Origin of the sequence: Paraburkholderia mimosarum LMG 23256 = NBRC 106338 (assembly GCF_000739815.1) — a bacterium.
Classification (GTDB): Bacteria; Pseudomonadota; Gammaproteobacteria; order Burkholderiales; family Burkholderiaceae; genus Paraburkholderia; species Paraburkholderia mimosarum.
Window position 1 is genome coordinate 1 of record NZ_BBJJ01000115.1, and the last position, 13,013, is coordinate 13,013.

9 protein-coding genes and 4 pseudogenes are annotated in these 13,013 nt (G+C 60.8%); 4 read left to right on the forward strand and 9 right to left on the reverse strand.

Annotation, left to right across the window (positions count from 1 at the left end; translation table 11 throughout):
- Nucleotides 1-13: 13 nt before the first annotated feature.
- Nucleotides 14-139, reverse strand: a pseudogene (locus tag BMI01S_RS43475) (IS630 family transposase); the annotation flags it as partial.
- A gap of 569 nt (nucleotides 140-708) precedes the next feature.
- Here BMI01S_RS43475 and BMI01S_RS34035 point away from each other — a divergent pair.
- Together BMI01S_RS34035 and fabF are read left to right on the forward strand one after the other, a co-directional pair.
- Nucleotides 709-1,077, forward strand: a complete 369-nt coding sequence (locus tag BMI01S_RS34035; protein ID WP_051381583.1) for a Rossmann-fold NAD(P)-binding domain-containing protein — start codon at nucleotides 709-711, stop codon at nucleotides 1,075-1,077.
- A 326-nt stretch (nucleotides 1,078-1,403) separates the two neighbouring features.
- Nucleotides 1,404-2,645 (forward strand): beta-ketoacyl-ACP synthase II, encoded by a 1,242-nt coding sequence (fabF, locus tag BMI01S_RS34040; protein WP_028232751.1) that lies wholly within the window; start codon nucleotides 1,404-1,406, stop codon nucleotides 2,643-2,645.
- A gap of 95 nt (nucleotides 2,646-2,740) precedes the next feature.
- Here fabF and BMI01S_RS39910 read toward each other — a convergent pair.
- The 8 genes and pseudogenes from BMI01S_RS39910 to BMI01S_RS34075 all read right to left on the reverse strand — a co-directional run.
- Nucleotides 2,741-2,959: pseudogene (locus BMI01S_RS39910) on the reverse strand (IS6 family transposase); the annotation flags it as partial.
- Nucleotides 2,960-3,003: 44 nt separating this feature from the next.
- The gene (locus BMI01S_RS34050; protein WP_042292294.1) at nucleotides 3,004-4,380 is read right to left on the reverse strand and encodes an aspartate aminotransferase family protein; all 1,377 of its coding nucleotides are present in this window, start codon (nucleotides 4,378-4,380) and stop codon (nucleotides 3,004-3,006) included.
- Nucleotides 4,353-4,553, reverse strand: a complete 201-nt coding sequence (locus tag BMI01S_RS41450) for a hypothetical protein (RefSeq protein ID WP_154671463.1) — start codon at nucleotides 4,551-4,553, stop codon at nucleotides 4,353-4,355. Before BMI01S_RS41450 ends, BMI01S_RS34050 begins: the two co-directional genes overlap by 28 nt.
- Before the next feature lie 31 nt (nucleotides 4,554-4,584).
- Entirely contained in the window at nucleotides 4,585-6,426 is a 1,842-nt protein-coding gene (locus tag BMI01S_RS34055; RefSeq protein ID WP_028232750.1) for a carbamoyltransferase family protein, read from the reverse strand.
- 54 nt (nucleotides 6,427-6,480) lie between these two features.
- A complete protein-coding gene (locus BMI01S_RS34060; protein WP_081723603.1) occupies nucleotides 6,481-7,170 on the reverse strand; it encodes a LysE family translocator in 690 nt (229 codons plus the stop codon).
- 19 nt (nucleotides 7,171-7,189) lie between these two features.
- Nucleotides 7,190-8,233: an inosamine-phosphate amidinotransferase gene (locus tag BMI01S_RS34065; RefSeq protein ID WP_028232749.1), complete on the reverse strand. Its 1,044-nt coding sequence runs from the start codon at nucleotides 8,231-8,233 to the stop codon at nucleotides 7,190-7,192.
- Nucleotides 8,234-8,274: 41 nt separating this feature from the next.
- A complete protein-coding gene (locus BMI01S_RS34070) occupies nucleotides 8,275-10,458 on the reverse strand; it encodes an iron-containing redox enzyme family protein (RefSeq protein WP_028232748.1) in 2,184 nt (727 codons plus the stop codon).
- Between the two features lie 167 nt (nucleotides 10,459-10,625).
- On the reverse strand, nucleotides 10,626-11,606 hold the full coding sequence (locus BMI01S_RS34075; protein ID WP_208461025.1) for an SGNH/GDSL hydrolase family protein: 981 nt from the start codon (nucleotides 11,604-11,606) through the stop codon (nucleotides 10,626-10,628).
- 266 nt (nucleotides 11,607-11,872) lie between these two features.
- On the opposite strand from BMI01S_RS34075, the pseudogene BMI01S_RS34080 reads away from it, so the two are divergent.
- Nucleotides 11,873-12,246 (forward strand): annotated as a pseudogene (locus BMI01S_RS34080) (electron transfer flavoprotein subunit beta/FixA family protein); the annotation flags it as partial.
- Nucleotides 12,246-12,922, forward strand: a pseudogene (locus tag BMI01S_RS34085) (electron transfer flavoprotein subunit alpha/FixB family protein); the annotation flags it as partial. The pseudogenes BMI01S_RS34080 and BMI01S_RS34085, both read left to right, overlap by 1 nt.
- Nucleotides 12,923-13,013 lie beyond the last annotated feature (91 nt).

Genomic DNA, 13,013 nt, shown 5'->3' on the forward strand with positions numbered 1-13,013 from the left:
CTCCTTCGAGTTAGCCCTGCCCCATCGGCAACATCGGCTCCGTACGATCTAGCGCCTGGCACTGGCTCTTCTCGCCGACGCACAGCACCAAAGCATTGGTCGGTGGGCTCAGGTACAGCCCGACAATATTGCGTACCTTCTCCGAAAGGCTCTAGAAAGTAGGGATTATTTTACAGCTTGACGCTTTTTGACCGATGATGGTTATACACAGAAAAACGATAGTTATCGGGCCACCGAACTCTTCAAAATCCCTGTCGATGCAGCAGCGGACGGCACGCACCAGTGCATTGCCCCGTCCGGCTTCTCATGCAGTGTCCGGCAAGTGCATGGGCAATAAACCGCTTCTTCCATTGCGTAATTGCCGGCGGTATCACTTCGCACTGCGTTGCAATTTCTTGACTCGCGTGACCGTCAGCGGTCATCAAGACAACCTTTGCACGGCGGACCAGATAACAAGGCAGCGAACGCAAGCGGCTCATTGAAGGGAATTGTTCTCGCTCCAGTTCCGAGGAGAACAACCTCGACTCCTTTGCGCCCCATGATCGCCTCCTGCACTCCATGACTCGATCATAGAATAATCTGGACTTATGCAAAGTTATTTCTGGGACAGAACACTGGGGAAGTGGTCTGCCATCGCACGCATGTAGGAATTGATGCCGAGAATCTCCCGCAGCAATACCAGCCCGTCACGCTCTTGAACGCCCGGTCATGATCGATCGCACGACCGTCGTCTTTGTTTCGGGCGCGAATCACGGGCCCGGTGTGCAGTTCGTCGCGCGCTTGCTCCCACGCGTGGCAGGTAAGGTCTACGCAGCATCGCGCGCCGGTCCGGTTGATATCAAGGACACGCGCGTGGTTCCAGTTACTCTCGATCCGAGCGACGACGAGACCGTGACGCATGCCGCGCGTGCCACCCTGGATACTACGTTGCTGATCAAAAATGCGGAAGTAAACCGCCAGTCGTCCTTTATCCTGCGCAGAACATCGACGATGCGCGCGTTCGTCATGCTGGTCGTTCGCGGACATTCATTTGCGACGCGAATCAGTGTTATCCAAACAATTGATTTTGTAGCTTGAGGCGAGATGCCGCATAGTCGCTTCCTGCGACGCGCGGCACAGTTTCCGACTATCCGTGCCGGAAAGAGGACTTTCCTGACGTGCCCAGACGCAAGCGACGCTATCGGAGAAACGTCAAAATCAATTTTCTGCGGGAGCGGATACGAACAACCATCGGAGCCGTGGCAATGACTGTATCGATCGTGATAGTGGGTGCCGGCTTTGGCGATGAAGGCCACATGGCTACTGTGGGATCAAACCGTAAAGCCCCTATCGATCGCACGGGTCGATGAAAGCTTTAGCGTTTCGCGCGGTATTGCTCGATTTTCGATATCAAATAAGAAAAAATGGACAAGCGAAGAGTCGTCGTCACCGGTCTTGGTGCCATTTCCCCAGTCGGGATTGGCGTCGAGGAAAATTGGTCGAATGTCATTGCCGGCCGCAGTGGAATCGGCCGGGTTACCTTTTTCGATACGACCGATTTCCCGGCGCAAATCGCTGGCGAAGTCAAGGGGTTCGACGCAACTCGCTTCATTTCGGAAAAAGAGGTCCGCCATATGGATCGCTTCATCCAACTCGGTGTCGTGGCCGGCATGGAGGCATTCGTCGACAGCGGCCTCAAAGTGACCGAGGCAAATGCCTCCCGGATCGGCGTTCATGTCGGGTCCGGAACCGGCGGAGTTCGGACCCTCGTCGATACTGCCTTCACGATAAGGGACAAAGGGCCGCGTCGGGTGTCCCCATTTTACGTGCCCTCATCCATCATCAACATGATCGCGGGGCATCTCTCGATCCGGTACGGGCTCAAGGGACCGAATCTCGCCATGGCGACGGCGTGCTCGACCGCCACTCATGCGATCGGAGACGCCGCCCGGCTGATCGAGTATGGTGACGCCGATGTCATGATTGCAGGGGCTGCGGAGGCGGCGATCACCGAGAGCAGCCTCGCGGGCTTTGGCCGGGCCAAGGCGCTCTCGACGCGCAACGAAAGTCCCGAGACAGCGAGCCGCCCGTGGGACGCGGAGCGCGACGGCTTCGTGTTAGGTGAAGGAGCGGGCATCATCGTGCTCGAGGAGATGAAGCACGCGCGCCGGCGCGGCGCACGGATTTACGCAGAATTGGCCGGGTTCGGACTGAGCGGTGACGCATTCCATATTACTAGCCCGTCGGAAGACGGGGAAGGCGCGGCCCGCTGCATACGCAATGCCTTGCGCAATGCAGGCGTCGCGGCCGACAGCGTGCAATACATCAATGCGCACGGCACTTCAACGCCGCTCGGCGACCGCGCGGAATCGCTCGCGCTGAAGGCAGCCTTTGGCTCACACGCCAAGGACCTCGCGATCAGCTCGACAAAATCAGTGACCGGGCACCTGCTTGCCGCTGCGGGTGGTGTCGAGGCCGTCTACACCGCGCTCACCGTGCACCACCAGATTGCGCCGCCGACCGCCAACCTGACAAAGCCCGACCCGGAATGCGACCTCGACTATGTACCCCTCGTAGCTCGACGCATGCCGATTGATGTTGCCATTTCAAATTCGTTCGGGTTCGGCGGCACCAACGGCACGCTAGTATTCCGCCGGATCGAGTGAATGGCTAGGACAGAGGGATCTGTCAAGTGCGCGAAGCAGATCTTGAAGGCAAGTCAACGTAAAGAATCTCTATTTGTCGGAGATAGCTGCACGCGACGGCGAAACGATTTCTCCAGTACCGGCAACAGCTTCATGGCCCAGCGGTGCACGGTCGAATGATCGACTGCAATCCCGCGCTGGCCCATCATCTGTTCAAGATGGCGCAGGCTCAGCGGCTACGCCACGTACCACCCGGCGCACATCAGGATCACGTGGAGCGGGTAGTGCAGGCGCTTGACCACCTTTGCCGCGACCGGATTCAGTTTCTGTTTCATCGATCAAAGCGTTCGCCTTCACGCTGCCAGCATAGCAGCTCGGCCTATCGCGAGAAAACCGTGGATAGTCCCGCCGGCGCGTGTGATGCGCCCGGCTGCTCGCGGACCATGCACGCCCGCACGATGTCCTCGAAACGTTCAGCCATTTCGTCGATTTCAGACGCCGACGAGATGAAAGGTGGCGCGAACAGCACATGGTTGCCCTCCACGCCGTCAGCGGTAGCCGAACCGGGATAGATCAGCAGGCCGTGTTGGAGCGCTTCCCGCTTGAGGCGCGCAGCGAACGTCGCACCGCCAGAATACGGTGCCTTTGAGTCGCGGTCCTCGACGAACTCCACGCCGACAAACAGCCCCCGGCCCCGCACGTCCCCGACGATTTCGACATTTGCGAATCGCTCCTTCAGCCGTGCGCGCAACTGATGCCCGCGCACGACGACTGCGTCGAGCAAATGATCGTCCTCGATTGTGCGCTGTACTTCGAGCGCGACGGCGCACGCGAACGGGTGATTGACGTGCGTTTGCCCATTGCCGAGCACGCCCGTGCCCTGTGCGATCGCATCGTGCACGGCGGCCGACATCAGCACCGCGGCGATCGGCTGATAGCCGGCCGCAAGACCCTTGCCAATCGCCACAAGATCAGGAACGACGCTGTCCTCGAGATAGGCGTACACTGGGCCGGTCCGCCCCATGCCGGCCATCACCTCGTCGAGCAGCAGGAGCACGTCATGACGTTCGCAGACTTCGCGGATCTTCTTCAGGTAGCCCGGGACAGGAGGCACCGCGCCGTTGGTTGACCCGACTACCGTCTCGGCGACGAACGCCGCGACGTTTTCCGCGCCGAGCGTGCGAATCTTGTCGTCGAGCTCCTGTGCGAGGCGTCCCGCGTACTGCTCATCACTCTCACCCGCGCGCCGGTGCCGGTAGGCATAGCACGGCGACACAAACTCGGCGCGCGGCAGCAACGGCTCGAACACCGAGCGGCGCTGCGGATTGCCGGAGATCGCGAGCGTCCCCAACGTGCTGCCGTGATAGCCTTGTCGGCGCGCGATGAAGATCGACTTCGACGGCTTGCCGCGCTCGCACTGATACTGATAGGCGATCTTCATCGCGAGCTCCATCACCTCTGAGCCGCCTGACAGGAACTGCGCTTTCGCGAGCCCATTCGACGCCGCGACCAGCCGCTCGGCCAACTCCTCCGCCGCAGGCGTAGTGAAGCTGCCCGCATGCGTCCACGCAATCTTGCGCGCCTCGCGCTCCATCGCCGCGACGATGCGCGGATGCGCATGGCCGAGGCTCGAGACGGCAACGCCTCCGCACGTATCTAGATAGCGCTTGCCCGAAGCGTCCTCGATCCAGACACCCGAGCCCCTCACTGCGACGATCGGGGATGAGTTCAGATTTTTGTATACGAGCGCCGACATGGCATTTTTTCCCAGTTTTCATTTGATGGGTCAAGACGGCAGTAGCGATCCCATGATGTGGGCGCGCGATGAAAGCTCGGGCTGAAACGCGAAAAATTGCCGATCTGACGCACCCAGCCTACAGGTACGAGCACCAGCATGTGCAGCGAATAGAACAGCACTCTGAGCAGCATCGCCTTCTCCTTTCGAGTTTCGGACACTGGCTCAATCAAGCGGAATCTCAACGCGCCAGTCGGTCGCTTCCTGAAACGCTGGCTGCTCGCTTCGCACGAGTACATGCGAACCGAGCACGAGCACGTCCATCTGTGTGCGCATGAAGCAAGCGTATGCTTCTTCGGGCTTGCAGACTATCGGCTCGCCGCGTACGTTGAACGATGTGTTAACGAGCACGGAGCAGCCCGTTCTGCGCTTAAATGCGCGCAACAGCTTGGTGAACGGTGCGTTGTTTTGCGCGGTCACGGTCTGGACGCGCGCGGACAGATCGACGTGCGTGATCGCGGGCAATGTCGACCGCACGTCGTTGATACTGCCGAGGTCGCGGCAATGATCGCCGGGGCCCCGCGTGAGGTCGGTCTTGATCGCATCGGCGATCTGAGACACGATCAGCATATACGGGCTCTCTTCGCGCGAGTCGAAGTAGCGTCTCACATCCTCGAGAAGTACGGCGGGCGCGAAGGGCCGGAACGACTCGCGGTATTTGATCTTAAGGTTCATTTTGCGTTGCATTTCGGGATCGCGCGGATCGCCGAGGATCGAACGCGCACCAAGTGCCCGCGGACCGAATTCCATCCGACCCTGAAACCAGCCAACCACGGCCCCGTCGGCGATATGCGTCGCCACCTCGTCATAGAGGGCGTCGCCCTCAAACGACTTGTAGCAGTACCGGTTTGCGTCGAGGAACGCGGCGATCTCATCATCGCCGAAGCTCGGTCCAAGCAGCGCGCCGCGCATCGCGTCCGAACTGCTCGAGTCGAGATGTGGGCGACCGTCGAGTCTGACCGCGAGGTCCATCGCAGCGCCCAGCGCGCAGCCCGCGTCGCCGGCTGCTGGCTGCACCCAGATGGAATCGAATTCGCCGGAACGGCTCAACACGCCGTTTGCGACGCAGTTGAGCGCGACACCGCCCGCGAGGCACAGATTCCGCTCGCCGGTCTGCTCGACGGCCGATCTCGCGAGACCTAGGACGAGCTCCTCGGTCACCTTTTGTACCGACGCGGCCAGATCACATTCGCGCTGCGAGATCGGACTTTCCGGCTTGCGGGCCGGGCCGCCGAAAAACCGCTCGAATCGCTCGCCGATCATCCGGTCGCCCTTCACGTACTCGAAATAACGCATATTTAGCGTAAATGAGCCGTCCGGCCGGATATGGATCAGCTCGTCGCGAATCTTCTGCGCATAGACTGGCTTGCCGTACGGGGCGAGCCCCATCAGCTTGTACTCGCCAGAATCGACCTTGAACCCGCAGTAATACGTGAATGCCGAATAGAATAACCCGACGGAGTGCGGATACGAGATTGAGTTGCACAGTTCGAGCGATGTGCCCGACCCGCGCCACACGGTCGTCGAATGCCATTCGCCGATTCCGTCGATACAGAGCACGGCGGCCCGCTCATACGGCGATGGAAAGAACGCCGCCGCCGCGTGCGAACGATGGTGCCGGCAAGCGATGACCTTCGGCGCGCAACCGCAGCCAAGCTGGGCGATTTCCTTGTCGACGTGTTCGAGCACGCGGCGCTTCCAGCGCAACCATTCCGGCACGGTGCGTGAAAACGCGGCTGCGCCGCCGATGCCGGCGCTCGCAAATGAAGACATGACGCGTGAGAATTTTTCCTTCGGGTCTTCGTAGTAGACGATCGCGGCGAGATCGTCTAGCCGGATGCCTGCTTCGCCAAGACAATAGCGAATGCCGTTCGCCGGAAATCCGCTATCGTGGCGGATCCTTGTGAAACGTTCTTCCTGCGCCGCCGCGATAAGCACGCCATCACAGACTAGCGCGGCCGCGCTGTCGTGATAAAACGCCGAGATGCCCAGAATATGGTTGGCCATGCTAGAAGGACCGTCCGTAGTTCGATTCCGAAAAACGAGGGGTGCTGCGCGTCACTAGGACTGCCTTGTGAGTTGCGCTAGCGGTGTCTCGGCGCGCCCGGCTGCAGGTTGCCGCGACAGATGTACGAACGCGTCGCTTCGCCCTTTCTTGAAGAGTCCGGCGAGAGCCGGTACTAGCGACGCAACAAGCACCACGCTCATCGCGAGGTTGAATGCGCGCAACGCATGCGGTTTCGTCAAGAAGCGGCGTAGGAACGTCCCGAAGAGCACCCATACCATCGAGCACGGCGAGCCGAATGCAAAAAACAGTAGCGCGATCGCGAGTACGTCCAACGCGTACGAGTCCGATGTCGACGCATACGTGAGCACCGCGCCGACCGCCATTACCCACGCTTTCGGATTGATCCACTGGAACAATGCTGCTGACAGAAAGCCTAGAGGCGATGCCGCCTTCGCATCGAAGTTCACCGTCGGCGACGTCGCAATCCGGTATGCGAGGTACAGCATGTAGGCGGCGCCGGCGAACTGCAATACGTCGTGCAGCGCCGGGAAACGGCGGAAGACAGCCCCAGCCCCGAGCCCGACCGCGGTCAGCATAAGCGGAAAGCCAACATTGATCCCCGCGACGTGGCGCATTGTGCGCGCGGCGCCGAAGTTGACACCGGATGACATCAGCATCACATTGTTTGGCCCCGGCGTCACACAGGTCGAAATTACGAATAGGATGATCGACAGATAGTCCATTGCCGCTCCTTGTGGGCGCTCAGCGATAGTCTTCGAGTTGGCCGCGGCGGCGGACGTCGACCGACACGCAATGGAACCCGCCGCTCAAGCTGCGCGCATGCCGCATTGGCAGCGGTGCAACGTCGATGCGGTGCTTTTCGAGCGCACGGATCAGCTCAATCTGCCGGTCGTTGACCACGGCAAGAGACGGGTTGACCATGATGAAGTTCATTCCCTGCCAGATCGATGCGCGTGGATAGGACCAGCAGTAGCCGGTATCAACCATCCCCGGGCACCAGATTACTTCCCAGTTGCGGAAAATCGCTGGCACTTGCGCGCGCGATATCCGTTCGGGACTTAAGACAACGAGTCCCGGGCGCACGAGCGTAATCGTAGTGTCGATGTGCGTGCCGTCGTAGACTCCCTCGATCGGATGCACGCGATAACCCTCACCTAGGGTACGTTGCAGCCATTCGTACCCGAGCCGATTGCCGCTGCGCGAGACAAGGTAGAGAATATCGCGCCCCATCCGGATCACGTTTGCCGCGTCGAAAATCGGCTCGTGATTGGCGAGGATTTCGCCGTCAGCGGCCTTGACGCGGTACGCGCTGTCGGGCAAGCGAGGCTTAGGCGCCGAGATCCATTTGGCGCCGCTAGCGAAGTAGTCAAGCAGGTGCGAGTGATAGGCATGCGATTCGAAGTAGCGACTTCGCAGCGTCATCGGCGCTTCGATAATCAGGTCGCCTATAGGCAGCAGCACATCGCGCGGGCAATAGTTGTACTCGCCGTCAGTCTGCCAGCCCGGTGCGCCGAACGTCACCGTATGATCGACCGGCTCGGGACGCCTGACTGTCACGCCGTGGTTGCGCAGGAATTGCGCGAACCTGTCGAGGTCTTCGTTCGCCTCGGCGATTACATGCGCCGGATACGGGCCGGACGGAATCTGGTCAGCGCGCTCGTGATGGTCGGCGTAATCGAGTGCAAAGAGTCCCGGATCGGCACGTGGCACTTGCGCGCCGTCCGCGATCCCCACAATCATCTCTTCGAGCGGATCCCATTCGTTATGTACGTTGACGAGCGACATCGCTCCTCCATGCTGTTTGAAATCGAAATCCCGTACGGCGCTCAGGCGGGCGCCGCGACCGGCGTGTGCTGATTAAGCAAGAGCGGCGCGCTGCCGGCATCGGGCGCGATGCGCATCCAAGGCCGCAGCCCCAGCGCGCCGAGCATCCGTTCGCCGCGGCTCGGCAACGGCGCAAGCGATTCGTAGCCGACGCGGATCCTTTCCCAGCTCGCACGCGCCGCCCCCGTCTCAACCGAAGCGGCCTGTCGCATGTACACGTCTATCGCGTCGACAGCCCACGCCGAATGCCCAGTCGACACGTTGTCGATCGAGTTGTGAATGTCGACGAAGTCAGTGCTGAAGCCGTAGCGTTGGAGAAAACGCCGCGCGGAGCGATAGCTGCCGCCGACGCCGGAAAGTTCCATCGCGAGGTTCATTCCGAAGATTTCCGGCATGAATCTGCGCGGCAGCTTGCCGAGACAGAGCCAGTAGACGGGCAACCGGAACGACTCGTCCAACAAGCGAGGATCGTATGCGAACGCACGCGTGCCCGTCGGCGGTAGCTCAATACCCATTTCGCGCAGGCCGTCGCGGAAGATCCTCGGATGGTTCAGTTGATAGCAGCCGTTACCGAGCTCGTCCCAGTACGTTTGAAACAACGCGAAGCCGACCTGCGACGCGGCGAGGCGCCAATCGCTGAAGCCCTGTAGCCACGAGCCGTCGATTAGCGTAAGTGGCGCGAGCTGCAATGTGGCATCGACCACCGCTTCGCGCGACGGCGTGTCCTCAGGGTCGCTCCGCTCGAACGCGAGTCCCTGCCGGTCGTGCTGAGCGAGCAGCCATTCGCGCAGCGCGCCGACGCGCCAAGCGCGCGGCAAGCCGCGTTGCGAACGATTGAGGGAGCGCCGCGCGCGGGCGATCCAGCGGTTGGCATAGTCGATCGCAAGCCGCTGCATGTGAGGCGCGAGCGCGCGGCCTTGCAGTGCGAAGTAGAGGTCGCGCAAATTCGAGGGCGCTGGGCTGCGCGCCATGTCATCGACGCGGTAAGCGATAGCCGGGGTGCCGGGGCCGGGGCTTGCGCCTGCGAGGGCCGGCTGTGCGTCGGGCACGGCTTCAGGAGACCCAAGCCGCGACTCGGGCAAACAGTTGATCCAGCGCCTGATGATCGCTAGGTCGTCGTCGCTGAACACCCGGAACATTCGGCCGCTTGGACCAATCAGCTTTGTGACGAGAAGGCTGCGGTCGGCAAACCCCGGCACGACAAGTCGGCTTCTCGCGAGCGCATCGACGAGCGGTAGCGGATTACGCATCGCTTCCTCGAACCACTCGGCCAAGGCGCGGCCCTCGAGCCGGTACTCGTGATGATAGACGGCGCCTTCGCGCGCCTTCGCCCGCATTAGCTGGGCCATCGCCGCGCGCGGCGACACTGCGCGTCGCGCGGCCTCGATCACGACTTCGTCCCACTCGCGCAGTGCAACGCCCGCCCATGCGATCGCGCGCTCAATGCGCTGGCGCCACTTCTCGCTTCGCGCGACGAACCGCTCGACGACCCATTGCGAGATCGACTGCGGCGCTGTCTCGTCCATGAGACCGACGAACGTGCGCAAATCCAGCCCGTGTGAATCGAATAGGACCTCCGGCGCATCGCGCAGCGCAGTCCAGCAAGGCGCTAGCCCCATCGCACGAAATGCGAGATCGATGCCGGCGAGTTCTGGCCCGAACGCGTCGCTTCGACGGCTCATCGCAAGCAGGAGAGCTGGCAATCGAAACGCCTTGTCGGGAATCGCCGGCAGTGTTGACAACTCGAAGGGCTCAAGCGCGAAGCGCGAGTGACCGGCTTGCCGCAGCAACGCCTTAAAGTGGTCGTAGCGCGACGCCTCCGGAAGGCCGACACCGACGTCGCCCGCAAACAGCGCCATCATGCGTAGATGCACTTCGTCCTCAAACACGCCCGGCGCGCTCATTCCCTGGAGCCAGCAGCCGAGCGACGAGGCGAGCGGCGTCGACTGAACGAGCAGCGCGCCGACGAACACTTCAATACCGGCCGTGCGCAGAGCCTCGTCGTAAATCCGCAGATAGTCGGCGGGCCGCGTAGTGCTCCAAGCGCCGATATTCCCGGCGAGAGAACGCCAATCCGCCCCGCTCGGCGCGTCGGCCAATCCGTCTAACTTCGTTAGCGCACGGATGCCGTCGCTATCCAGGAACGACTCCGGATCCATCGCCTGCCGATAAATCTCTCGCCACATATTTGTCTCTTGAGGGTGCAACGGTCTAGACGGCAACCCGAGAGCCGCGTTTCTCGGGGACCGCTCGAGCGGTTAAAACATCGGATAGATCGACGAATCGGCCTTCTCCTTTTTCTTGTAGAACCAATGAGCCAACAAACGTTTGATGAGACGCATGACTCCTCCTTTCAAATGGCGTCAAGAATGAGCTTCGAAACGAACTCATGCCCCCAATCCGTAAAGTGGATACGATCGACAAAGAGCCATTGATCGGGCTGAAGCGTTTCCGAAATGATTGGCGTAATGTTGACGAAATTTACGTTGAGCCTCTTCGTACCTTCTTCGAGTTTCGCCGCGTAGGCGGCGCAGACATCGCGATGCAGGATATCGCCGTAGGCGTCGCTGAAGCGGCCAACACGATCAAGCTCTGCGAAGAGAGCCTCCTCCTGCGGGCAACCCTTCGCACGTACCCAGCCCGCCAGCGGCTGTAGGATGAAGGTGAGCTTCGCGCCGAGATCTACCGCGATCGCGCGCCACACGTCGAGGTGACGCAGCGTCAGGTCCGCCGCGAAATCAATCTGGTCGGCCATCGGGGGCGGCGGCCCGGCATCGCGGGCGCGACCGAAGAGCGGCCACCCCTTGCGCTTGCCAGCCACGGGCCCAGAACTGAACGCGTTGAAGAACTGGCCGCAGTTGAAAAATGCTCCGTGCTCGAGACGGTTGCGGGCAGGCTGCCGTGCGAGCCCGAGGTTATTAAACCCAGAGAACAGCACGATCTCCTCGATTTTCGGCAACAAGTGCCGATAGAGCGCGAGAAGGATCACCTCCTGCGCTGAGTTGAAGCTGCGCCCGCCAAAGTTGAGCCACGGGGTGGCGCGCAGATCGTTCTCAGAGAGCCGCGACGACAACGTCCAACGATCGGCGCTCGCACCGATGCCGAACACCGTCGAGCTGCCAGCAAGCAGGCGGCCCGAGTGCATGCCCGCGCGATCAGAAACCGAATAGCGGATGCCGCCGCGATCAGAGTAACGAAATCCGCTACAGTCCGTATTGACCACTGTGGAACGGTAATTGGCCGGATGGAAGTACATCATGTACGGCAGCCACCGTACCTCGCCCGCGTCGGTGAATTTCCTCTCGTAATCCGCCATTTGCGGCGTCAGATCCAATCTTGCACTCATTGACGCTCTCTCAGGTTCATGCACAGGCCGGCGATCGATAGACTATCAATCAAACCACAAGTTGCACAGAAAATAATATGGATAACGCAATTTCACCGACGTCAAATACCGTCAAGTCAGTCTTAATCTTCAAACACTTGAGGGCAGCGTGGAGAGCACGCGTACGCTTAGTTCCGTTTGTCTAAATTTGGAGGACATCGATCAACTTGTCCAATTAATTATTTCGTGGTGTTCTATCAAAAAAATCGACGCCTCAGACCGGCCAATTGCTCGCCGCACTGCTCGACGGCCACAGGCAACGTTCGCGAGCGCTATCCAGATTCAGGGCGACGTGGCCACTGTGACACGCGAAGTAGACGGCGGCCTTGAAGTGATTGAGCTGGATTTGCCCGCCGTCGTAACGACCGACTTGCGTCTGAACGAGCCGCGCTATGTGACGCTACCCAGCATCATGAAGGCGAAGAAGAAGCCGATAGACACGGTCACGCCTGACGATCTCGGTGTGGATCCGGCGACGCGGCTGAAGATGCTGAGATTCGTCGAGCCGGCCGCACGCAAGGCAGGGGTACGCGTCGCGGACGTCGCTGCCCTTGTCGACAAACTCAAGAACGAAGCAAAGGTGATCTGATGACTACTCTCGTCATTGCCGAACACGAAGACGCAGCGCTCAAAGCAACCACGCTGCACACAGTAGGCGCTGCGCGCCAGTTGAATAACGGCGTGCATTGCTCGTCGCAGGTCGCCACGCACGCGCCGCTGCCGACGCCGCGGCTGCAATTGAAGGCGTCGATCTGGTCATCCTGATCGACGCGCCACATCTGGCCGAGGGTCTCGCGGAAAATGTGGCCGTGCAGGTGCTAGCGCTCGCACCGTCTTATACTCACGTGCTCTTCGCGGCAACCGCCGCGGGCAAGAACGTCGCGCCGCGCGTAGCCGCGAAACTCGACGCGTCGCAGATTTCTGACGTCGTCGCGATCCATACGGCGGATACGTTTGACCGACCGATTTACGCAGGCAATGCCATCGCCACCGTACAATGCGACGACATGATCAAGGTCGCGACGATCCGTGCAACCGCTTTCGATGCCGCGCCGGCCACCGGCGGTAGCGCATCGATTGACACGCGCGAGGCGGTCGAAGGTACCCAGCGGGTGCGCTTCGTGCGTCGGGAGGTCTCGAAAAGCGAGCGTCCTGAACTAACGTCAGCACGTATCGTCGTCTCGGGTGGGCGGGGCATGGGCAGCGCGGGGAACTTTGCGCTGCTCGATCCGTTGGCACACAAGCTCGGCGCTGCGGTGGGTTCTGTTGCAGTAAGGGTGTAGGGAAGAGAAATGTCGATATGATAAGTATTGCTTATGACACAAGGGAGTAAAACTGCCGGGAAGCAGACGACGG